The 21,459-nt window shown below is 72.4% G+C and carries 22 protein-coding genes; 10 read left to right on the forward strand and 12 right to left on the reverse strand.

Annotated features, from left to right (window positions below):
- The first annotated feature begins 1 nt into the window (after position 1).
- The gene (locus A8711_RS26545; protein ID WP_069089689.1) at positions 2-976 is read left to right on the forward strand and encodes an ATP-binding cassette domain-containing protein; all 975 of its coding nucleotides are present in this window, start codon (positions 2-4) and stop codon (positions 974-976) included.
- Positions 973-1,755, forward strand: coding sequence for an ABC transporter permease (locus A8711_RS26550; protein ID WP_069089690.1), 783 nt, complete (start codon positions 973-975; stop codon positions 1,753-1,755). The genes A8711_RS26545 and A8711_RS26550 overlap by 4 nt, the downstream gene beginning before the upstream one ends.
- A 420-nt stretch (positions 1,756-2,175) precedes the next feature.
- Here the strand turns inward: A8711_RS26550 and A8711_RS26555 are convergent, their stop codons facing one another.
- From A8711_RS26555 to A8711_RS26580, 6 genes are read right to left on the reverse strand one after another with little or no spacing between them, the layout of a single operon-like run.
- On the reverse strand, positions 2,176-3,510 hold the full coding sequence (locus A8711_RS26555) for a glutamate mutase L (RefSeq protein ID WP_069089691.1): 1,335 nt from the start codon (positions 3,508-3,510) through the stop codon (positions 2,176-2,178).
- Entirely contained in the window at positions 3,507-3,899 is a 393-nt protein-coding gene (locus tag A8711_RS26560) for a hotdog domain-containing protein (protein WP_030502415.1), read from the reverse strand. The genes A8711_RS26555 and A8711_RS26560 overlap by 4 nt, the downstream gene beginning before the upstream one ends.
- A complete protein-coding gene (locus A8711_RS26565; RefSeq protein ID WP_043324123.1) occupies positions 3,896-4,651 on the reverse strand; it encodes an OAM dimerization domain-containing protein in 756 nt (251 codons plus the stop codon). Before A8711_RS26565 ends, A8711_RS26560 begins: the two co-directional genes overlap by 4 nt.
- Positions 4,644-6,206, reverse strand: a complete 1,563-nt coding sequence (locus A8711_RS26570; RefSeq protein WP_069089692.1) for a lysine 5,6-aminomutase subunit alpha — start codon at positions 6,204-6,206, stop codon at positions 4,644-4,646. The genes A8711_RS26565 and A8711_RS26570 overlap by 8 nt, the downstream gene beginning before the upstream one ends.
- Entirely contained in the window at positions 6,203-7,774 is a 1,572-nt protein-coding gene (locus A8711_RS26575) for an amidohydrolase (protein ID WP_069089693.1), read from the reverse strand. Before A8711_RS26575 ends, A8711_RS26570 begins: the two co-directional genes overlap by 4 nt.
- 4 nt (positions 7,775-7,778) lie before the next feature.
- On the reverse strand, positions 7,779-8,840 hold the full coding sequence (locus A8711_RS26580) for a zinc-binding alcohol dehydrogenase (protein WP_069089694.1): 1,062 nt from the start codon (positions 8,838-8,840) through the stop codon (positions 7,779-7,781).
- A 143-nt stretch (positions 8,841-8,983) separates the two neighbouring features.
- On the opposite strand from A8711_RS26580, the gene A8711_RS26585 reads away from it, so the two are divergent.
- Positions 8,984-10,390: a KamA family radical SAM protein gene (locus A8711_RS26585; protein WP_043324131.1), complete on the forward strand. Its 1,407-nt coding sequence runs from the start codon at positions 8,984-8,986 to the stop codon at positions 10,388-10,390.
- A gap of 59 nt (positions 10,391-10,449) precedes the next feature.
- Here the strand turns inward: A8711_RS26585 and A8711_RS26590 are convergent, their stop codons facing one another.
- Positions 10,450-10,644: a CsbD family protein gene (locus tag A8711_RS26590; RefSeq protein ID WP_043324133.1), complete on the reverse strand. Its 195-nt coding sequence runs from the start codon at positions 10,642-10,644 to the stop codon at positions 10,450-10,452.
- A gap of 160 nt (positions 10,645-10,804) precedes the next feature.
- Between A8711_RS26590 and A8711_RS26595 the strand changes: the two genes are divergently transcribed.
- Positions 10,805-11,416: a histidine phosphatase family protein gene (locus A8711_RS26595; protein WP_069089695.1), complete on the forward strand. Its 612-nt coding sequence runs from the start codon at positions 10,805-10,807 to the stop codon at positions 11,414-11,416.
- On the opposite strand, the gene A8711_RS26600 is transcribed toward A8711_RS26595, so the two are convergent.
- The 5 genes from A8711_RS26600 to A8711_RS26620 are packed head-to-tail and all read right to left on the reverse strand — an operon-like array spanning position 11,349 to position 14,622.
- Complete coding sequence (locus A8711_RS26600; RefSeq protein ID WP_043330145.1) at positions 11,349-11,852, reverse strand: Lrp/AsnC family transcriptional regulator; 504 nt, start codon at positions 11,850-11,852, stop codon at positions 11,349-11,351. The genes A8711_RS26595 and A8711_RS26600 overlap by 68 nt on opposite strands.
- A gap of 59 nt (positions 11,853-11,911) precedes the next feature.
- Positions 11,912-12,127 carry a DUF433 domain-containing protein gene (locus tag A8711_RS26605; RefSeq protein ID WP_030502405.1) on the reverse strand — a complete coding sequence of 72 codons (216 nt, stop codon included), beginning with the start codon at positions 12,125-12,127 and terminating at the stop codon, positions 11,912-11,914.
- A 9-nt stretch (positions 12,128-12,136) separates the two neighbouring features.
- A complete protein-coding gene (locus A8711_RS26610; protein WP_069089696.1) occupies positions 12,137-13,279 on the reverse strand; it encodes an acyl-CoA dehydrogenase family protein in 1,143 nt (380 codons plus the stop codon).
- Positions 13,276-14,385 (reverse strand): Xaa-Pro peptidase family protein, encoded by a 1,110-nt coding sequence (locus tag A8711_RS26615; RefSeq protein WP_069089697.1) that lies wholly within the window; start codon positions 14,383-14,385, stop codon positions 13,276-13,278. The genes A8711_RS26610 and A8711_RS26615 overlap by 4 nt, the downstream gene beginning before the upstream one ends.
- Positions 14,386-14,394: 9 nt before the next feature.
- Positions 14,395-14,622, reverse strand: coding sequence for a hypothetical protein (locus A8711_RS26620; RefSeq protein WP_043324142.1), 228 nt, complete (start codon positions 14,620-14,622; stop codon positions 14,395-14,397).
- Positions 14,623-14,713: 91 nt separating this feature from the next.
- Between A8711_RS26620 and A8711_RS26625 the strand changes: the two genes are divergently transcribed.
- From A8711_RS26625 to A8711_RS26650, 6 genes are all read left to right on the forward strand, one after another.
- The gene (locus tag A8711_RS26625) at positions 14,714-15,094 is read left to right on the forward strand and encodes a YccF domain-containing protein (protein ID WP_051611482.1); all 381 of its coding nucleotides are present in this window, start codon (positions 14,714-14,716) and stop codon (positions 15,092-15,094) included.
- Between the two features lie 449 nt (positions 15,095-15,543).
- Complete coding sequence (locus A8711_RS26630; RefSeq protein ID WP_069089857.1) at positions 15,544-16,266, forward strand: FkbM family methyltransferase; 723 nt, start codon at positions 15,544-15,546, stop codon at positions 16,264-16,266.
- A 228-nt stretch (positions 16,267-16,494) separates the two neighbouring features.
- Positions 16,495-17,496, forward strand: a complete 1,002-nt coding sequence (locus A8711_RS26635; RefSeq protein ID WP_069089698.1) for a LacI family DNA-binding transcriptional regulator — start codon at positions 16,495-16,497, stop codon at positions 17,494-17,496.
- Positions 17,497-17,613: 117 nt separating this feature from the next.
- Entirely contained in the window at positions 17,614-19,290 is a 1,677-nt protein-coding gene (locus A8711_RS26640) for an ABC transporter substrate-binding protein (RefSeq protein ID WP_069089699.1), read from the forward strand.
- Positions 19,291-19,377: 87 nt separating this feature from the next.
- On the forward strand, positions 19,378-20,484 hold the full coding sequence (locus A8711_RS26645; protein ID WP_069089700.1) for an ABC transporter ATP-binding protein: 1,107 nt from the start codon (positions 19,378-19,380) through the stop codon (positions 20,482-20,484).
- Complete coding sequence (locus tag A8711_RS26650; protein WP_043324151.1) at positions 20,481-21,458, forward strand: ABC transporter permease; 978 nt, start codon at positions 20,481-20,483, stop codon at positions 21,456-21,458. The genes A8711_RS26645 and A8711_RS26650 overlap by 4 nt, the downstream gene beginning before the upstream one ends.
- The last annotated feature ends 1 nt before the right edge of the window (position 21,459 follow it).

A 21,459-nucleotide genomic window follows, 5' to 3' on the forward strand; every position in this document is an offset into this window, starting at 1 on the left:
CATGAGCGACGACACGACGGCCGTGCTGGCCGACGGGATACGAAAAACGTACGGACGCACCACCGCGCTGGACGGCTTCGACCTGGCCGTGCCGGCCGGCACGGTGTACGGGGTGCTCGGCCCGAACGGGGCGGGCAAGACCACCGCGGTGCGGATCCTCACCACGCTGCTGCGGTTCGACGCCGGCCGGGCCCGGGTGGCCGGGTACGACGTGGCCTCCGAACCGGACCGGGTCCGTGAGGCGATCAGCCTGACCGGGCAGTACGCGGCGGTCGACGAGGTGCTCAGCGGCCGGCAGAACCTGGTGCTGTTCGGGCGGCTGCGGCGACTGTCCGCGCGGCGGGCCCGCGACCGCGCCGAGGAGCTGCTGGACCGGTTCGGGTTGACCGAGGCGGCGGACCGGTCGGCGGGCGGCTACTCCGGTGGGATGCGCCGCCGCCTGGATCTGGCGGCCAGCCTGGTGGTGCCGCCGCGGGTGCTGTTCCTCGACGAGCCGACCACCGGCCTGGACCCGCGCAGCCGCAACGGTCTGTGGTCGGCGGTGCGGGAACTGGTCGCCGACGGCACGACCGTGCTGTTGACCACCCAGTACCTGCAGGAGGCCGACCACCTCGCCGACCGGGTGTGCGTCATCGACTCCGGCCGGGTCGTGGCCGAGGGCACCCCGGAGCGGTTGAAGGCCCGCATCGGCGCGGACCGGCTGGAGCTGATGGTCCGCGACGCGGCGGACCTGCCCACGGCGGCGGCGGTGGTGGAACGCGCCACCGGCGCGGCGGTGACGGTGGACGCGGAGCTGCGGCGCGTGGACGCGCCGGTGGCCGACCGGATCGCCGTGCTCATGACAGTGCTGCGGACCCTGGAGGACGCCGGGGTGGCGGTGGAGGACGTGCTGGTGCGCCGGCCGACGCTGGACGAGGCGTTCCTGCGCCTGACCGGCGGCCGGTTCGACGCGCAGCGGATGGAGGTGACGTCGTGAGGGCGCTGACCGACGGGTGGCTGATGGCCGGGCGGAACATGCGGCACGTGGTCCGCGCCCCGGAGGAGATCATCATCTACTTCAGCCTGCCGATCATATTCGTGCTGGTGTTCGGCTACGTGTTCGGCAGCGGCATGTCCGTGCCGGGCGGCGGCAACTACCGGGAGTTCCTGCTGCCCGGCGTGTTCGTGATGACGATGCTCTACGGGCTCGGCGCGACCGCGTCGGCGATCGCGGTGGACGCCGGCCGGGGCGTGGTGGACCGGTTCCGGTCACTGCCGATGGCCCGTTCGGCGCTGCTGTCCGGCCGCGCCGGCGCCGACCTGGTACGGGCGTGCCTGGAGATGACCACGCTGGTGGTGTGCGGGCTGCTGGTGGGCTGGCAGTGGCGCGACGGAGTCGGCCCGGCGCTGACGGCGGTGGCGCTGATCCTGCTGCTGCGCGTCGCGATGACCTGGGTGGGCATCCTGTTCGGGCTGCTCGTGCCGAACCCGGACACGGTCGCGGTGGTGGTGTTCCCGCTGGCGTTCCCGCTGACCGCCCTGTCCAACGTGTTCGTGGCGCCGGAGCTGATGCCGGACTGGCTGGGCGCGATCGCCGCGTGGAATCCGCTGTCGGCGACGGTGGCGGCGGCCCGGGACCTGTTCGGCAACCCGGGCCTGAGCGGGGACTCGTGGCCGGCCCGGCACGCGCTGGAACTGGCGGTCGCCTGGCCGCTGGCGCTGATCGCGGTGGCCGCGCCGGCGGCGGTGCGCCGCTACCGGCGGCTCGGCCGCTGACAAGGGCCGGGGTATCGGGGGGATGAAATCGGGGCGCGGCCGAAGCCGCGCCCCGATGCTCCCAGGCCCTTCCCGGCCGGTGGGGCGAAGACGATCAGCGCCGACCTTCGGACCGACCCGACGTGGACTGGCTGCCCCCGCCTGGCCGTTGTCTACTGGCCGTGCCTCTCACCTTGCCCGTACACCGGTAACCGCGGCCGGTTCGCGCCGCCCCGCCGACCCCCGCCCGCTGGACCTGGCCGCCGCAACCTTCCGGTCGCTCGGCCAGCGGACGAAGGGACGAAGCGAACAACAGCCGCTTCCCGTGGTAGGACTCAAAGACGGTACGGCGTAGACCCCCGCCGCTGTCAACCCACCCGGGCCTGTCGTGTGTTGCGACACGGCGTGTCGCGTCGGCGCGTCTCGATTCCTGAGCGCGGTTCAGGCGCCGAGGTGGTGCCGCAGCATCGCCGCCGCCGCACCCGGATGATCGTCGGCGAGCAGCCCGGCGGCGGCCAGCACGTAGTCCACGTCGACGACCGGGCGGGCCGCCCGCGGCAACGCCCACCCGCCGGCGTGGTCGGTGAGCACCGCGTCGAGCACCGCCGCCGCGTCACCCGGGTCGGCGTGCCGCAGCACCCCGCCGGAGCCGACGAGCAGCTTCACTTCCCGCAGGTCCCGCCCGGCCCGCTCCCCCGTCGCCGCCCCACGGGCGTGCCGCCGCAGCGCCACCGTCGCCGCGAGGGCCGCGATGCGCCGGTCCACGGCCCGGTCGGCGTCACCGGCGGGCAGGAACCCCGGGTCGGCGGCCCGCACCGCCGCCGCGGCCGCCAGATCCGCCTCCTCGGCCGCGCCGAGCAGCCGCTCCTCGACCGCGGCACGCACCACACCCGGCGCGCTCCACCGCATGCCCAGGTCACCTTCGACGGTGCGGGCCCGCCACAGCGTCCCCGCCACCTCCTGGCTCGGGCCGCTGTCCCGCTCGTCGGGGGTGAGCACCGAGTACACGTCGGTGGTCGCGCCACCCACGTCCACTACCGCGAGGTCACCGCCGAGCGTCCCGGCGAGGACCTCCACGCCGGTCAGCACCGCGTCGGGGGTGGCGGCGCGGACCAGCCGCGCGAACCGCGTACCCCGGGACAGCTTCTTGCCGCCGATGACGTGCCGCAGGAACACCTCCCGGATCGCCGCCCGCGCCGACGACGGCTCCAGCACCCCGATCCGGGGCAGCACGTTGTCCGCCACCGTCACCGGCACCCCCGCGCCGGCCAGCACCGCGTGCAGCTCGTCACGCACGTCGGCGTTGCCCGCCAGGACCACCGGCACCCGCAAGCGGGCCTTCGCCAGCCGCGTCGCGTTGTGCGTCACCGTCTCGGCATCGCCGCCGTCGGTGCCGCCGACGAGCAGCACCACGTCCGGGCGGGCCGCCCGCAACGCCGCCACGTCCGCCCCGGACAACCGTCCCGCCGCCACGTGCACCACGTTCGCGCCCGCCGACAGACCGACCCGCCGGCCCGCCTGAGCGGTGACGAGGGGCTCGTAACCCACCACCGCCAGGCGCAGCCCACCCCCGGCCGACGAACACACGTACCAGGGCGCCTCAGCGACCCCGGCCGACGCGGTGGCCGCGCCGACCGCGGCGTCCAGGCCGTGCAGCACGTCGGTGCCCACAGTGGTGGGCGCCGACGCCGCCGCGACCAGCCGGCCGCCGTCGAGGTCCACCACCGCGGCCTTCGTGTACGTCGACCCCACGTCGGCGCAGACGACGGCGCTCACGGCCGTTGGGGTACGACCACCGTGCCGGTCGCGGTGACCGCCACGATCGGCTCGTCGAGCACCTCGGCGGCCGACTCGCCCTTGTCCGGGCGGCCCCGGCACACCACGGTCGCGGCGAAGTCGATGGTGCGGCTGCGGGTGCCCACCCGGGTCACCGTCGCCGTCACCTCCAGCACGTCACCGGCCTTCATCGGCGCCCGGAACTGCACATCCGCGTACGAGGCGAACAACCCCTCGTCACCGTCGGTGCGGATGCACACCTCGGTCGCCACGTCCCCGAACAACCCCAGCGCGTACGCCCCGTCGACCAGGTTCCCCGCGTAGTGGGCGTGGGAGTACGGCACGTACCGGCGGTGGGTGACTGTCAGACCGACACGCGGATCGCTCATGCGACGTTCGCCTTCCTGGAGGTGATCAAAGCGTGGACGAGGTAACTGGCCACCTCGCCCGGGGTGGTGCCACGCCCGAAGATCCGGTCCACGCCCAGCTCGCCGGTCATCGTCTCGTCGAACCGCGGCCCACCGACGATCAGCAGCGGCCGCCGCCCGGCCGGCATCGCCTCCCGGAACGCCGCCGACATCTCCCGCGTGTTGTGCAGATGCGCGTCGCGCTGCGTCACCACCTGCGACACCAGCACCGCGTCGGCGCGCTCCCGCCGGGCCGCCTCGACCAGTTCCGGCACGCTCACCTGCGCGCCCAGGTTCGTGACCTTCAGCTCCCGGTAGTACTCCAGGCCCTTCTCCCCGGCGATGCCCTTGACGTTGAGGATCGCGTCGATGCCCACGGTGTGCGCGTCCGTGCCGATGCAGGCGCCCACCACCGACAGCTTGCGGCGCAGCCGCCGCTTCACCACCGCGTTGACCTCCTTGGCCGACAGCAGCGGATAGTCACGCTCCACCACCTGCACCTTCGCCAGGTCCACCAGGTGGTTCACCCGCCCGTACACCACGAAGAACGTGAACCCGTCACCGATCGGTTTGGCGTGCACCAGCATCGCCGGGTCCATGCCCATCTTGTTCGCCAGCTGCACCGCCGCGCCCTCGGCCCGCTTGTCGTGCGGCACCGGCAACGTGAACGACACCTGCACCATGCCGTCACCGGTGGTGTCCCCGTACGGCCGCACAACCGTCTTCTCACTCATGGGGCTGCTCCAGGATCTCCGTGGCCGGGTTGTAGTAGTCCGCCTCGTGCCGGGCCACGCCGTCCAGGCCCTTCCCGCGGTCCGCCGGCCGCTTCATGATCCCGAACGTGCCCTCGGCGATCGCCGTCAGCAACGACTGGTCCCCGATGCGCTCCAGCAGGTCCACCGCCTCACCGAGCACCCGGTGCGCCCGCGCCTGGATGAACCCGCCCGGCGCCGGCACGAAGTCCTCGTGCAACCCGCCCRCCGCGCCCAGCACGTACCGCACGTTCTGCAGCGCGATGTCCCGGTCCGACAGCCACGGCGTCACCACCGCCTCGGTCATCATCCCCACCAGCAGAATCCCCTGCCCGGTCATCGTGCCCACCAGGTTGAAGAACCCGTCCAGCAGGTTGCCCCGGAACACGTCACCGGTCATGTGCTTCGTCGGCGGCATCCACTTCAACGGCGCGTCCGGGAACAACTCCCGCGCCAGCAGCGCGTGCGCCAACTCCAACCGGAACGACTCCGGCACATCCGGGTTGATCTCGAACGCGTGCCCCAGCCCCAGCTGCCAGTCCGCCAGCCCCGCCTCGTGCGCGAAGAACTCGTTCAGCAACTGCGACACCGTCACCGTGTGCGCCTCGTCCACCGCGTCAGCGGTGGTCAGGTAGTTGTCCTCACCGGTGTTGATGATGATCCCCGCCCGCGCGTGCACCTGCCGCGAGAACCGCTGGTCCACGAACGTGCGGATCGGGTTGATGTCGCGGAACAGAATCCCGTACATCGAGTCGTTGAGCATCATGTCCAGCCGCTCCAGGCCGGCCAGCGTCGCCATCTCCGGCATGCACAGACCCGACGCGTAGTTCGTCAACCGCACGTACCGGCCCAGCTCCTTGGACGTCTCGTCCAGCGCCGCCCGCATCAGCCGGAAGTTCTCCTGCGTCGCGTACGTGCCCGCGAACCCCTCCCGGGTCGCCCCCTCCGGCACGTAGTCCAGCAGCGACTGCCCCGTCGACCGGATCACCGCGATCACATCGGCGCCGGCCCGCGCCGCCGCCTGCGCCTGCGGAATGTCCTCGTAGATGTCACCCGTGGCCACGATCAGGTAGATCCACGGCCGACGCGCCGGATCCCCGAACCGCTTCACCAAGCGGTCCCGCTCCGCGCGCCGCCGGTCGATGCTGCGGATCCCCGCCGCGACCGCCTTACGCGACGCCCGCCGCGCCGCCGTCGCCGCCTTCCCCGACGGCTGCGCGAACCGCACCGACCCGGCCGCCGCCTTCTGCGCCAGCAACGTCACATCGGCGATGCCCTCACGCGCCAGCGCGTCGAACACCGGCGCCGCCACCCCGTGCCCCAACCCGACGTCCGCGACCACCGCGTCGACGAGGCGGTTCACCCACGGAATACCGTCCGGGTCCGCGCCGGTCACCCCGGCCAGCCGCAGCACCGCCCGCTCCACCGACACCGTGGTGTGGCTACGCGCCAGATCCACCACCGGCTGCCCGGCCCGGCGCGCCAACTCCCGCGCCCGCGCCACCAACGCCGGATCCAGCCCAAGCTTGCCTGTCACGAAGACCCTTCCTGATAGATCACGTCACCGCGCAACACGGTGGTCCGGCACACCGGCAGCGGCGTCGGATCCTCCGGCCCCCGCAACTCCGGATCCTCGGCCAGCACCACCGGAAGCCCCCGCTCCACGCCCGCCGGGGTGTCCCACACCGCGAACGTCGCCGGCGCCCCCAACGCCAGCACACCCTCGTTGTCCAGGTGCACCGCCCGCCACCCGCCGCGCGTGTGCGCCGCGAACGCCGCCCGCACACTCATCCGCTGCGCCGGGTTGTGGTGCGCCGCCGCCGCCCGCACCGAACCCCACGGATCGACCGGCGTCACCGGCGAGTCCGACCCGAACGCCAACGCCACACCGACACCGTGCATAGCGCCCATCGGATTCGACTCCAGCGACCGCGCCAACCCCAGCCGCGACTCGTACATCCGGCCCGCGCCGCCCCACAACCTGTCGAACGCCGGCTGCATCGACGCCACGATCCCGTACTCCACGAACCCGGCGATCAACGCCTTGCTCATGATCTCCGCGTGCTCCACCCGGTGCCGCGCCGCCCGCAACCGGTCCACACCCACCGACCGCGCCGCCAGCCCGAAACCCTCCAGCACCGTGCCGATCGCCGCGTCCCCGATCGCGTGGAACCCGCCCTGCAACCCGTGCGCCGCACAATCCAGCAGATGATCACGAACCTGCTCCGCCGACACGTACCCGTGCCCGCACGCCCCCACCTCACCGTCCAGGTACGCCGCCGACACGTGCGCCGTCCGCGAACCCAGCGCCCCGTCGGCGAACAGGTCACCACCCGCACCCACCGCGCCCAGCTCCCGGGCCTTCGCCGCACCCAGCAGCTCACCCCAGTACCCGTACACCTCCGGCACCCCGGCCCCCGAGATCGCCAGCAGCCCGGTGAAGTCCTCCTCGTCGGAGATGTCCGGACCCCCGCACTCGTGCACCGCCGCGACACCCAGCGACGCCGCGTGCGCCAGCGCCCGCCGCTGCGCCGCCACCCGCTGCGCCCGCGAAACCGACGCGAACGCCGCCGCCCGCACCACATGGTGCGCGTCGCGCCGCAACCACCCCGACGCCTCGTGCCCGGACGCCGACACCACCTCCGGGCACGCCGCCAGCAACGCCGCCGACAGCAGCGCCGAATGGATCGACGCCTGCGACAGATACACCCGCCGCCCACCCGCAGCACGATCCAGCGCCGCCGCATCCGGCAACACCGGATCCGCCCAGCCCGACTCGTCCCAGCCGTGCCCCAGCACCACCGCGTCACCCGGCAGACCCGCCGCGAACGCCGACACCGCCTCCAGCAGCCCACCCGCCGACCGCACCGCCGACAGATCCAGCCCCGACAACGCCAACCCGGTATCAGTCGCGTGCACGTGCGCGTCCACGAACGCCGGCGTCACCAGCGCACCGCCCAGCTCCACCACCCGGTCCGCCGACGGCGCATCCGCGTCCGTGCCCAACCAGGCGATCCGCCCGTCCCGCACCAGCAGCGCCGTCGCGCTCGGGTCGGCCGGACAGTGCAGCACTCCACCGCGATACAGCGTCGAGGGGTTCGTCATGGTCTCAGTCTGCCGCCAGACGAGCCTCGAACAGACCGCGCACCCCCGGCTCGGTCCGCAACAGATCCAACGCCAGCGTGGCGTGCCCCGGCACGTACCCGTTGCCCACCAGCATCGTCACGTCCGCCGCCAGGCCCTCCGCACCAAGCGCCGCCGCCGCGAAGCTCGTCGCCATCGAGAAGAAGATCACCGTACCGCCGTCCGCCGTGGCCAACACCGCGCCGTGCTCACACCCCGGCACGTCCACGCACACCACAGTCACGTCCGCCGGCACCCCCAGCGCCGTCGTCACCGCCGTCGACAGCCCCACCGGATCCCGCGCGTCGGCCAGCGCCACCACGTCGGCCAGCCCGGCCGCCGCCAGCGCGTCCCGCTCCGCGGCCACCGGAACCACCCCGACGGTACGGGCAGCGCCCGCCCGCCGCGCCGCCGCCAGCGACAGCGACCCGCTCTTGCCGGCCCCGCCGATCACCGCCACCGACACCGGACGCGGATCACCCTCACGTGAGCGCCGCGCCACCTGCTCGGCCACCACCCGCGCGGTGAGCGCCGGCGCCCCGCACACGTCCAGCACGGCGAGGGACAACTCGGGGTGCAGGTCCGCCGGCAGCACCGCCGCGATCGACCGCGCGAACAGGATCGCGTACCCGTCGCACGGCACCTGCTCGCTGCGCCCGTCCCAGCGGGCCAGCCCGTCGGTGATCGTCAGCGGCGTCAGCGTCAGCGACACGAGCGTCGCCACCCGGTCGCCCGGCTTCAGCCCCAGCGGCGACCGGCGGCCCGCCTCCTCGACGGTGCCGATCAGCATCCCGCCGGAACCGGTCACCGGGTTCTGCATCTTCCCCCGGGTCGACACGATCTCCAGCACCTCGGCGCGGACCTTCTCCCCGTCGCCGCCGTGCTTCTCCGCCAGCTGCCGGAAGCTCGCCGCGTCCAGGTTCAGCCGCTCGACCCGGATCCGCACCTCGTTCGCCGCGATCCGCGGGTCCGGGTCCAGCCGCCAGGCCGCCTGCGGGAGCACCCCCGCCGGTTCCACGACTCGGTGCAGTCCCACCGGTGACGTCACGCCGACCCCCTATGTCCAGCCGCCCGAACCCCTGGTCAGGACTCGCATCGCGGGAAAACTTACGGCAGACTAATTTCTTCACCGCAGATTTTCCAGTAGCCTACGCATCCGTTGATCAACCCGCACACTGACGAGGAGGGGCCGTGACCCAGACCCAACCGGTGGAGACCATCCCGACGCCCCGCCACGCGCCGGTCGCCGTCCCGGCCGCCGGACAGCCCTACGAATACCGCCGCGCGCCCCTCGTCGAACCCGACTGGACCCGGTTCCCCGGCTGGCGCCACGTCACCCGCGACCAGTGGGAGAGCGCCCAGTGGCAGCGGGTCAACTGCGTCAAGAACATCAAGCAGCTGCGCGCCGTCCTCGGCGACACCGTCGACGAGACCTTCTACGCCGACCTGGAGGCCGACCAGAAGGCGCTGGCCACCATGTCCATGCTGGTGCCGCCGCAGATGCTCAACACCATGGTGCCGTTTGAGCCGATGAGCACCGAGGCGCTGCTCGCCGACCCGATCCGCCGCTACATGATCCCGGTCGCCTCCGACCGCCGCACCGACTGGCCGTCGCACCCGTACGCCAGCCGCGACAGCCTCCACGAACACGACATGTGGGTCGCCGAGGGCCTCACCCACCGCTACCCCACCAAGGTCCTCGCCGAACTGCTCTCCACCTGCCCGCAGTACTGCGGCCACTGCACCCGCATGGACCTCGTCGGCAACTCCACCCCCGCCGTCGACAAGCTCAAGCTCACCCTCAAGCCCGTCGACCGCTACGACGCCCACATCACCTACCTCAAGGCCCACCCCGGGGTACGCGACGTGGTCGTCTCCGGCGGCGACGTCGCCAACGTGCCGTGGCGCAACCTCGAGTCGTACCTGATGCGCCTGCTGGAGATCGAGACGATCCGCGACATCCGGCTCGCCACCAAGGCGCTCATGGGCCTGCCCCAGCACTGGCTCCAGCCCGACGTGGTCGAGGGCCTGGAACGGGTCGCCCGCACCGCCGCCCGCCGCGGCGTCAACCTGGCCATCCACACCCACGTCAACCACGCCCAGTCGCTGACCCCGCTGGTCGCCAAGGCCGCCCAGACCGCGCTCGACGTCGGCGTACGCGACGTGCGCAACCAGGGCGTGCTCATGCGCGGCGTCAACGCCACCAGCGCCGACCTGCTCGACCTGTGCTTCGCGCTGCAGGGCGAGGCGGGCATCCTGCCGTACTACTTCTACATGTGCGACATGATCCCCAACGCCGAGCACTGGCGGGTCCCGGTGTGGCACGCCCAGCAGCTCCAGCACGACATCATGGGCTACCTGCCCGGCTACGCCACCCCGCGGATCGTCTGCGACGTGCCGTTCGTCGGCAAGCGGTGGGTGCACATGCTCACCGACTACGACCGCGAGCGCGGCATCTCGTACTGGACGAAGAACTACCGCACCTCGATCGAGTCGGCCGACCTGGAGGCGCTGAACAAGCGCTACGCCTACTACGACCCGATCGACACGCTGCCCGAGGCCGGCCAGGCCTGGTGGCTCGCCCACCGCGACGACTGACCCCGGACACCCGAACGGCGGGCCACCTCTGCGATGAGGTGGCCCGCCGTTCCGCGTACTCACTTGTTGAAGGCGTCCTTGACGTCGCGGCCCGCCTGCTTGGCGTGCTCCCCGGCCTGCCGGGCCCGCGCCGCGCTCTGCTCGGAGGCGCCCTCGGCCCGCAACCGCTCGTTGTCGGTCACGTCGCCGATCCGCTCCTTGGCCATTCCGCTCATCTCCTGGGCCTTGTTCTTCGCCTTGTCGGTGAAGCTCATGTCGCCCTCCTCGTTCCGGCTGAGCGTTGCCCTTGTCGCGTCCCCGGTGACTGTCGGGTGAAACGCTGTTGTGCTGCGCACATCGCGTAATGCGTCCTAGGACAATAGGTTGAAGGCTGGACGCCCGGCCGACGCCGACCCACCGTGGTTGACTGGGCCGGTGAACGAGATCCTGCTGATCCGGCACGGCGAGACCACCTGGAGCGCCGCCCACCGGCACACCTCGTACACCGACCTGGAGCTGACCCCCGACGGCGAGCGGCAGGCCCGCGCGCTGGCTCCCCTGCTCGCCGGCCGGCGCTTCGCCCGCGTGCTGTCCAGCCCCCGGCAGCGCGCCACCCGCACCGCCGCTCTGGCCGGGCTCGCCGTCGACGCGATCGAGCCCGACCTCGCCGAATGGCACTACGGCGAGTACGAGGGACGCACCAGCGCGGACATCCAGACCGAGCGGCCCGGCTGGTCGATCTGGACCGACGGCGGCCCCGGCGGGGAGTCACCGGAACAGGTGGGCGCCCGCCTGGACCGCGTGCTGGACCGGGTCGCGCCGCTGCTGGAGCAGGGCGACGTGGCGCTGGTCGGGCACGGCCACAGCCTGCGGGTGCTCGGGGCACGCTGGATCGGGCTCCCGCCGTCGGCCGGCGGACTGCTGCGGCTGGACACCGCCACGCTCAGCGTGCTCGGGCACGAGCACGGCCGGCGGGTGATCAGGCGGTGGAACCTGCCGGCTCCGCCGACGGGCGCGGACGACCCCGGCCGGTCAGCTCGCCACTGATCTTCGGCGGCCTGTTCTCGTACGGCGTCGACAGCACCACAGTGGTGCGCGTGGTGACGTTCGCCGAGGTGCGGATCTCCTGCAGCACCCGCTCCAGGTCGGCCGGACCGGCCACCCGCACCAGCAGGAGATAGAAGTCCTCCCCCGCCACCGAGTAGCACGAGTCGATCTCGGGCAGGTGCGCCAGCCGCTCCGGCGCGTCGTCCGGCTGGGACGGGTCGAACGGCCGGATCGCCACGAACGCCGTCAGCGGCAGGTCCAGCGCCTCGAACGACACCCGCGCGGCGTACCCCTTGATCACCCCGCGCTGCTCCAGCCGGCGGACCCGCTGGTGCACGGCCGACACCGACAGGCCCACCCGCTCGGCCAGGTCCGTGTACGACAGCCGACCGTCCCCGGTCAGCGCGGCGACGATGGCGCGGTCGATCTCCTCCACGCGCTGCACAGTAGCCGGTAAAACGCTCTCCCGCCGCACCCGGCCCGCCGTGGTGACGCTCAGCGCGCCGTCCGGTCGCGTACCGCGTCCGCGGCGTAGTTCAGGACCTCCGCCATGTCCTCCTCGTCCAGGAACGGCAGGTCGGTGAGGATGTCCGTGACGGACATGCCCTCGGCCATCATGGCCAGCAGGGTGGCCACGGGGATGCGCGACTGCCGCACGCAGGGCGCACCCCCCATGACGTCGGGGTCGGCGGTGATCCGGGGGAAGGTCACCGCGACAGGCTAGCCCTTGGCCAGCGCGCGCGAGATCACCAGCCGCTGGATCTGGTTGGTGCCCTCCACGATCTGCAGCACCTTCGCCTCACGCATGTACCGCTCGACCGGGTGGTCGGCGACGTACCCGGCGCCGCCGAGCACCTGCACCGCGTCGGTGGTCACCCGCATCGCCACGTCGGTGGCGAACAGCTTCGCCTTCGCCGCCTCGATCGAGTACGGGCGGCCCGCGTCGCGCAGCCGCGCGGCCGCAAGCGTGAGCGCCCGCGCGGCGGAGATCTGGGTGGCCGCGTCGGCCAGGTTGAACCCGAGCCCCTGGAAGTCGATGATCGCGCGGCCGAACTGGCGCCGCTCCCGGGCGTAGCCGACCGCGTAGTCCAGCGCGCCCTGGGCCAGGCCCACCGCGCACGCGGCGATGCCCAGCCGGCCCGAGTCCAGCGCCGACATGGCGATGGTGAACCCGGCGCCCTCGCCGCCGATCAGCCGCTCCGCCAGCACCCGGGCGTCGTCGAACGCGATCTGCGCGATCGGCGAGGCGTGCAGACCCATGGTGCGCTCGGCGGCCTGCGGGTGGATGCCCGGCGTGGCCCGGTCGGCCAGCAGGCAGGAGATGCCCTTCGGGCCGGGACCGCCGGTGCGGCAGAAGATGTTGTAGAAGTCGGCGACCCGGGCGTGCGTGATCCACGCCTTGGTGCCGGTGACCACGTACTCGTCGCCGTCGCGCACCGCCCGCGTGGTCAGGGCCGCCGCGTCCGAACCACCCTGCGGCTCGGAGAGACAGTACGCCCCGAGCAGTTCGCCACCGATCATGTCCGGCAGCAGTTTGCGCTGCTCGTCGGTGCCGAACTGGGCCACCGGATAGCAGGACAGCGTGTGCACGCTGACCGCCTCGGCCACTGCCAGCCACCGGCTGGCGAGGATCTCCAGCACCTGCAGGTACACCTCGTACGGCTGGGCGGCGCCGCCGTGCTCCTCGGCGTACGGCAGGCCGAGCAGCCCGGCGCGGCCCAGTGTGCGCAGCACCTCCCGGGGGAACTCGGCGCGGGTCTCGAAACCGGCGGCGGCCGGGGCCAGCTCCCGGTCGGCGAGTTCGGTGGCGAGGTCCAGCAGGTCGTGGGCCTCGTCGGTGGGCAGGATCCGGTCGACGTTCATAGCGCGATGAGCTCCGTGGGGGTGGTGTTGAGCCGTTGCCCGCCGTCCGTCGTGCAGACGACGATGTCCTCGATCCGGGCGCCGTGCCGCCCGGCGAGATAGATCCCGGGTTCGACCGAGAAAGCCATGCCGGCCTCGAGGGGCCGGGGGTTGCCGGTCACCACGTACGGCTCCTCGTGGCCGTCGAGGCCGATGCCGTGACCGGTGCGGTGCAGGAAGGCGTCGCCGAAACCGGCGGCGGTGATGACGTCGCGGGCGACCGCGTCGAGGGCCTCGGCGGTCACGCCCGGCGCGACGGCGGCCACGGCGGCGCGCTGCGCCTCCCACAACACCGCGTAGTAGTCCACGAACTCGGCCGTGGCCGGGCCACCGGCCACGTACGTGCGGGTGCAGTCGGAGCGGTAGCCCGACGGCATGGTGCCGCCGATGTCGACCACCACCGGCTCACCGACGCCGATCGGACGGTCCGAGACACCGTGGTGCGGGCTCGCGCCGTTCGGGCCGGCGGCGACGATGACGAAGTCGACAGTGGCGTGCCCGGCGGCCCGGATCGCGGCGGCCAGGTCGGCGGCGACCTCCCGCTCGGTGCGGCCGGGACGCAGCCACTCGGCCATCCGCCGGTGCACCGCGTCGATCGCGGCGCCCGCCTCGGCCAGCGCCGCCACCTCGGCCGGCGACTTGCGGATCCGCATCTCGCGCAGCACGTCGGAGGCGAGCCGCTGCGCCGCGCCGGGCAGCACGTCGCGCAGCGCGAGGACCTGCTGCGCCCACATCCGGTCGGCCAGCCCCACCGCGCGGACCGGGCCGGGCAGCGCCGCGCGCACCAGCGGCCACGGGTCGGCGCCGTCGGCGTGGTCGACGATCCGGTACCCGGTGCCCGGCGCGGCCTCGGCGTCCGGCCGCTCCAGCACCGGCACGATCAGCGTCGGCTCACCCTCGGCGGGCAGCACCAGGCAGGTCAGCCGCTCCCCCTCGCGGGCGTCGTAGCCGGTCAGGTAGCGCAGGTCCGAGCCCGGGGTGAGCAGCAGCGCGTCCAGGCCCGCCGTTGCGGCGGCGCGCTGGGCCTCGGCGAGTCGCCCGGCCGGGTACAGATCGTCGGTTCCCACAACCGAAGCTTAACGGTCGTTTGGGCCAGCGCGGGAGTCCGGTTGATGCTCGAAGCCGAGGCCCGCCGCGCGGGCCCGGCCGGCCTGCTCGGCGGCCTCCCGCGCCCGGGCCCGCGCGATGTCCGGCAGGCGACCGGCCAGGAAGTCGCGGTGCAGCAGCGCCACGATGAAGTACCGGCGCAGCCGCTCGTACGACTCCCGGAACTCCCGGCGCGCCGCCGGAGCGACAGGGGTCACAGGCACGACGGCTCGGGCTCGATCACGCCCTCCTCTACCCGCCGCTCGCACCGATATGCGCGCGCTTGCGGGCACGAGCGACCATGGAGTGGTGATCCGCTTTCTGCTGAACCTGCTGTGGCTCGTCTTCGGCGGCGGCTTCGTCCTGGCCCTCGGCTACGGCGTCGCCGCCCTGGTCTGCTTCGTCCTGGTCGTCACCATCCCCTTCGGTGTCGCCTCACTGCGCCTCGCCTCGTATTCGCTGTGGCCGTTCGGGCGCACGATCGTGCGCAAGCCGGGCGCCGGGCTTCCCTCCGGCCTGGCCAACGTGCTCTGGGTGGTGCTGGCCGGCTGGTGGCTGGCCCTGTCGCACATCCTCGCCGGCGTCGCGCTCTGCGTGACGATCATCGGTATCCCGTTCGGCGTGGCGAACTTCAAGCTGGTCCCGGCGGCGCTGTGGCCGCTCGGCCAGGAGGTCGTCGAGAACCCGTAACCCCTCCTCGCCACGCGGGTCCACCCGCCACTGGAACGCCATGGGTGTCTCCGGCCCTGTTTGACACCCATGGCGTTCCACTCTGCGACGGTTACGCGGCGAGTTGACGTTCGCACCCGAGGACGACCCCCACGATCTCGGCAACCGAGATCGGCGTCCCGCGCCACGGGACGGCTTGGAGATCTTGGTACGGAGTCGCCCCTCCGAGGGCCGTCTCGTACCAAGATCTCGCAGGTAACGAACGCGAGCACCGAAGGCGCGCCGCAGCGGCCAGTTCCCCGTTCGCGGTGAGCGGCCGGGCTCACCATCCCTACAGCATCCTAGGAGGATGGGGTGTTGGCGGGCGCTGGCCGCCGAAGGATGCGAATGCGGCTCGCACCAACGCCTCGCTGGCTAGCGTCGGGAGGGTGCGGGACGGGGTGATCGAGACACTGAAGGCGGACCCGGCGATGTCGGGACTGCGCCGGTCGCTGGACTTCTACCACGGCGACCCGGCACGCGACGCCGCGCTCGACCGGTTCTACGCCCCGCTCGTGCACGCCGGTGACCTGGTCTTCGACGTCGGCGCGCACGTGGGCGACCGGCTCGGCAGCTTCCGCCGTCTCGGCGCGACGGTGGTGGCCGTCGAGCCGCAGCCGTTGTGCGCGCGGGCGCTGCGCGAGCTGTACGCGGACGACGGCGCGGTGACTGTGGTCGAGGCGGCGTGCGGGCGTACCGCCGGGCCGGTGCGACTGCACGTGAACTCGGCCAACCCGACGGTCTCCACCGCCTCCCCCGGGTTCGTCCGCGCCGCCGACGGCGCGCCCGGCTGGGCGGGCGAGACCTGGGACGCACAGATCGAGGTGCCCGGCACCACGCTCGACGCGCTGATGGCCGCGTACGGCGTGCCGGCGTTCGTGAAGGTCGACGTGGAGGGTTTCGAGGACGCCGTGCTGGCCGGGCTGAGCCGGCCGGTCCCGGCGTTGTCGTTCGAGTTCACCACCATCGCCCGGGTGGCGGCGGCACGCTGCCTGGACCGGCTCACCGCGCTGGGCTTCACCCGGTTCACCGTGGCGATCGGTGACGAGACGACGTTCGCGCTGCCGGGCTGGCGTCCGGCCGCCGAGGTGGCCGCGTACCTGGGGACGCTGCCGGACGAGGCCAACTCCGGCGACGTGTACGCCCGCCCCTGAACCTCCACTTCGGACCGGCGACGGCCGGGCCGGAAGGCATCGACCCTGCTCATCGCGCAGATCGGCGCAGACGCAGTCCGGGCACTTTTTTCAGGGCTCGAACTTAGCCGTACATCGTTACTCATCTGTGATTGACGTGACCCGCGCCACTTGGGTTGACTGCCACGGAACCGCTTCCGCAACCGGTTCCGAAACATCCCGCTCATCCCTTCGACCCGGGAGCGCCACGTGCCGATCACGATCGCCGACGTCGCCGCCCGCGCCGGGGTGAGCAAGACGACGGTGTCCCGGGTGCTGAACGGCAAGGGCGAGGTGCACCTGCGCACCGCCGACCGGGTCCGCGCCGTGATCAACGACCTCGGCTACGTGCCGAGCGCCCGCGCGGTCGGGCTGGCCCGCGGGCGTACCCGGGTGGTCGGCATGCTGGTGCCGGCGCTGACCTGGCCCTGGATGGGCGAGGTGCTCCAGGGCGCGGCCGACGTGGTCGAAGCCGCCGGCTACGGCATGCTGCTGTTCACCTGCACCCACGGCGACGAGTCGATGCGCCGCTTCGCCTCCCAGGTGTCGGCCAAGTCGTTCGACGGACTGCTCGTGGTCGAACCCGAGGGGACGCTCGACTACATCACCGAGCTGCACCGGCGCGGCCTGCCGGTCATCCTCATCGACGACCGGGGACACCAGCCCGGCTTCCCGTCCGTGCGCACCACGAACGAAGCCGGGGCGCGGGCCGCCGCGACGCACCTGCTGGCGCTCGGACGGCGGCGGCCGCTCGTCGTCACCGGCCTGCGCCGGTTCGGCTGCACCCGGGAACGGCTCGCCGGGTTCGCCGGCGCCTACGCCGAAGCCGGCCTGGCGATCGACCCGGACCGGGTGGTGGAGGGCGACTTCACGTTCGAGTGCGGGCGCGCGGCGGTGCGGCGGCTGCTCGCCGACGGCGTACCCTTCGACGCCGTCTTCGCCCACAACGACCTGTCGGCCGCCGGCGCGCTGCAGGCGCTGCGCGACGCCGGGCGGCGCGTCCCGCAGGACGTCGCGGTGGTCGGCTTCGACGACCTGCCGCTGGCCGGGCACACCCACCCGCCGCTGAGCTCCGTGCGCCAACCGCTGCGGGAGATGGGTACGGCCGCCGCCCGGCTGCTCATCGCCCACCTCGCCGGCACCCCGCTGCCGGAGGGCCCGACCGTCATCCCCACCGGCTTCACCACCCGCGACTCGACCGGCGTCACCTGACCCACCCCGCCGTACCCGGCGACCACGCCGGCGGGCCCGCCCGCCGGTGGCTCCACCGCACACCCTCCATCCACCACATCCCGCCCGAGGAATGCGGGACCACCGAGGGAGACCTCCATGAGAAGACGGCAACTCCTCGCCCTCGCGCTGGCCGGCGCGATGGTCACCACCGCCGCCGCGTGCGGCGACAGCCCGAACGCGAACAAGAAGAGCGGCCAGGCCGCGACGGTGCTGAGCGTCGGCATGCCCAACGGCCCGCAGGCCGAGAACAACAACCCGTTCCTCACCACCTCGGCCGCCGCCTCGCTTGGCTACCGGTGGCAGATCTACGAGCCGCTGATGATGTGGAACCCGGTGAAGCCGGCCGAGCCGTTCAAGCCGTGGCTGGCCACCAAGGCCGAGTGGTCGTCGGACTACAAGTCGGTGAAGGTGACCATCCGCGAGAACGCGACCTGGTCGGACGGGCAGAAGGTCACCGCCGAGGACGTCGCGTTCACCTACAACCTGGTGAAGAAGTTCCCGGCCATCAACGACCAGGGCGTGCCGTACACCGACGCCGTCGCCAGCGGCAACGAGGTCACCATCTCGATGGCCAGCCCGCAGTTCGTCAACCAGCAGAAGGTGCTGTGGCGGGTGCCGATCGTGCCCAAGCACCTGTGGGAGAAGATCGCCGACCCGGCCAGCGACCCGGTGAAGCAGCCGGTCGGCAGCGGCCCGTACACGCTCAAGTCGTTCACCCCGGCGAGCATGACGCTGGCGGTACGCGAGAGCGGCTACTGGCAGAACCTGCCGAAGGTGAAGGAGCTGCGGTACACCTCGTACACCGACAACAGCGCGCAGACCACCGCGCTGGCCAACGGCGAGGCGGAGTGGAGCTTCGTCTTCATCCCGAACTACCAGACCGTGTTCGTGGCGAAGGACCAGAAGAACCACAAGATGTGGGCGCCCCCGGTGCTCGGCATCCACGGTCTCTACCTGAACACCACGAAGAAGCCGTTCGACGACCCGACGCTGCGCAAGGCCATGAACATGGTGATCGACCGGGCGGACATCTTCACCACCGCCGAGGCCGGCTACTTCCACCCCGAGGTCAAGAGCGTGACCGGCCTGCCCAGCCCGGCCGGTGACTCGTTCATCGCGCCCGAGTACAAGGGCCAGGAGCACAAGGTCGACGTCGAGGGCGCCAAGGCGCTGCTCACCGGCGCCGGCTACAAGCTGGACGGCAACACGCTGAAGGACCGCAGCGGCAAGGCGGTCACGATCCGGCTGACCGACCCGGCCGGCTGGTCGGACTACCAGACCAGCCTGGAGATCGTGAAGGGCAACCTGGCGAAGATCGGCATCGCGGCGACCATCGACAAGGCCAACCAGGACGCCTGGTTCCGCAACGTCGAGCAGGGCAACTTCGAGGCCACGTTCCGGTGGACCGAGAGCGGCGCCACGCCGTACGACATCTACCGGACCATCATGGACGGCCGTGTGCTCAAGCCGATCGGCACCGCCTCCCCGGCGGGCAACTTCGGCCGGTTCGACAGCAAGGAGGCCACCGACGCGCTGGTGTCGTACGCCAACGCCACCGACGACGCCACCCGCGCCACCGCGCTGGCCACGCTGCAGAAGATCTTCGTCGAGCAGATGCCGATGATCCCGGTCGGCGCGGACAACATCGGCGGCGCGTACAGCACGAAGAACTGGGTCGGCTGGCCGGACGACTCGAACCCGTACGGCGCGCTCCAGCCCACCCAGCCCAACGCGGTGGACGTGGTGCTGCACCTCAAGCCGGCCAACGGCTGACCCGGCGCCGCCGGCCCGGCCACGATCGCCCGGCCGGGCCGGCGGCGCCCGCCCCTCGCTACCGGCAACCCCAGACAGGAATTCGGCATGACGTTGACCGAGAGCGCACCGGCGCCGGCCGACGAGGTGGTGCTGGAGGCCGTCGGCCTGACCAAGCACTTCCCCGTCCGCCGGCGGCTGCGTGACCTTCTCTCCCGGACCCCGGCGGTGGTGCACGCCGTCGACGACGTATCGATCGAGTTGCGCCGTGGCCGGGTGACCGCGCTGGTCGGCGAGTCCGGCTCCGGCAAGTCCACAGTCGCCCGGCTGCTGGCCCAGCTCTACCCGCGCACCGGCGGCGACATCCGGCTGCACGGCCGCTCGACCCGGGTACGCGGCGGACGCCGGTTCCGGGCGTACGTGCGGCGGGTGCAGTTGATCCTGCAGGACCCGTTCGCCTCGCTGAACCCGGTGCACACGGTCCGCTACCACCTGACCCGGTCGCTGCGCATCCACGGCAACGCCGGGACCGGGCCGGACGGGCTGGACAAGGCGCTGGCCGACCTGCTGACCCGGGTCAGCCTGACCCCGCCGGAGCGCTACCTCGACGCGTTCCCGCACGAGCTGTCCGGCGGGCAGCGCCAGCGCGTCGCGATCGCGCGGGCGCTCGGCGCCGACCCGGAGGTGCTGCTCGCCGACGAGCCGGTGTCGATGCTCGACGTGTCGATCCGCCTCGGCGTGCTCAACCTGCTGCAGGACCTCAAGGACCGGCTCGACCTGGCGATCCTCTACATCACCCACGACATCGCCTCGGCCCGCTACTTCGCCGACGAGACGATCGTCATGTACGCCGGACGGATGGTCGAGGGCGGCGACAGCGAGACCGTCACCCAGCGCCCGGCGCACCCGTACACCCGGTTGCTGATCGAATCGGCGCCGGACCCGGAACGGATCACCGGCGCGGGCGGCGACGGCGCGGCGGCGGGCGAGCGGGGCCACGGCGAGCCGCCGAGCCTGATCCGCCCGCCGGCCGGCTGCCGGTTCCACCCGCGCTGCCCGGCTGCCATGCCGCGCTGCGCCACCGACCTGCCGCCGCCGATACCGGTCGACGACGCGCCCGGGCACTGGGCCGCGTGCTGGCTGTTCGACGCCGAGACCGTCACGACGCAGAAGGCGGAGAACGCGGAGCAGGCCGGAACGGAGACGGCCCAGTGAGGTTCCTGCTGCAACGGGTGGCCTTCTACCTGTTCACCGCCTGGGCGGCGATCACGCTCAACTTCTTCATCCCGCGGATGGTGCCGGGCGACCCGGTGCAGTCACTGATCTCCCGCAACCAGGGCCGGATCAGCGCCGACGCGATCGCGTCGCTGCGGGTGCTGTTCGGGCTGGACTCCGACCGCTCGCTGTGGGAGCAGTACGTCGCCTACTGGGGACAGCTGCTGCGCGGCGACCTGGGACTGTCGTTCACGTTCTTCCCCGCGCCGGTGTCGGAGGTGATCGGCAGCAGCCTGCCGTGGACGGTGGGCCTGGTCGGCGTCACCACGATCGTGAGTTTCCTGCTCGGCACCGCGCTCGGCGTCGGCGCGGGCTGGCGGCGCGGCTCCTGGATCGACGGACTGCTGCCGGCCACCACGTTCCTGTCCTCGATCCCGTACTTCTGGCTGGGCCTGGTCGCGATCGCGTTGTTCGCCGGGCCGGGCAGCTTCTTCCCGTCCTCCGGCGGCTACGAGCCGGGCCTGGTGCCGGCGTTCGACGCGTACTTCATCCCGAGCGCGATCCAGCACAGCATCCTGCCGGCGGCGACGATCCTGGTGTCGTCGATGAGCGGCTGGATCCTCAGCATGCGCAACATGATGGTCACGGTCGCCAGCGAGGACTACATCACAGTGGCGCACGCCAAGGGGCTCTCCGAGCGCCGGGTGGCGCTCAGCTACGCCGCGCGCAACGCGCTGCTGCCGAACGTCTCCGGGTTCGCGCTGTCGCTCGGCTTCATCGTCGGCGGCACGCTCCTCGTGGAGATCGTCTTCTCGTACCCGGGTCTGGGGTTCCAGCTCTTCCAGGCCGTCGGCTCGAAGGACTACCCGCTGATGCAGGGCATCTTCCTGATCATCACGATCTCGGTGCTGGTGGCGAACCTGCTCGCCGACGTGGCGTACCTGCTCCTCGACCCGCGGACCCGAAAGAGCTGAA

This window comes from Micromonospora sp. II (assembly GCF_001709195.1).
GTDB lineage: Bacteria > Actinomycetota > Actinomycetes > Mycobacteriales > Micromonosporaceae > Micromonospora > Micromonospora chalcea.

Bases quoted from the DNA above. Each gene is read 5' to 3' on its own strand.
- A8711_RS26640 (WP_069089699.1), top strand. From the start codon at position 17,614: ATGAGAAGACGGCAACTCCTCGCCCTCGCGCTGGCCGGCGCGATGGTC.
- A8711_RS26630 (WP_069089857.1), top strand. From the start codon at position 15,544: ATGTCGGGACTGCGCCGGTCGCTGGACTTCTACCACGGCGACCCGGCA.
- A8711_RS26590 (WP_043324133.1), bottom strand. From the start codon at position 10,644: ATGAGCTTCACCGACAAGGCGAAGAACAAGGCCCAGGAGATGAGCGGA.
- A8711_RS26565 (WP_043324123.1), bottom strand. From the start codon at position 4,651: ATGAGTGAGAAGACGGTTGTGCGGCCGTACGGGGACACCACCGGTGAC.
- A8711_RS26610 (WP_069089696.1), bottom strand. From the start codon at position 13,279: ATGAACGTCGACCGGATCCTGCCCACCGACGAGGCCCACGACCTGCTG.
- A8711_RS26575 (WP_069089693.1), bottom strand. From the start codon at position 7,774: ATGACGAACCCCTCGACGCTGTATCGCGGTGGAGTGCTGCACTGTCCG.
- A8711_RS26560 (WP_030502415.1), bottom strand. From the start codon at position 3,899: ATGAGCGATCCGCGTGTCGGTCTGACAGTCACCCACCGCCGGTACGTG.
- A8711_RS26645 (WP_069089700.1), top strand. From the start codon at position 19,378: ATGACGTTGACCGAGAGCGCACCGGCGCCGGCCGACGAGGTGGTGCTG.
- A8711_RS26545 (WP_069089689.1), top strand. From the start codon at position 2: ATGAGCGACGACACGACGGCCGTGCTGGCCGACGGGATACGAAAAACG.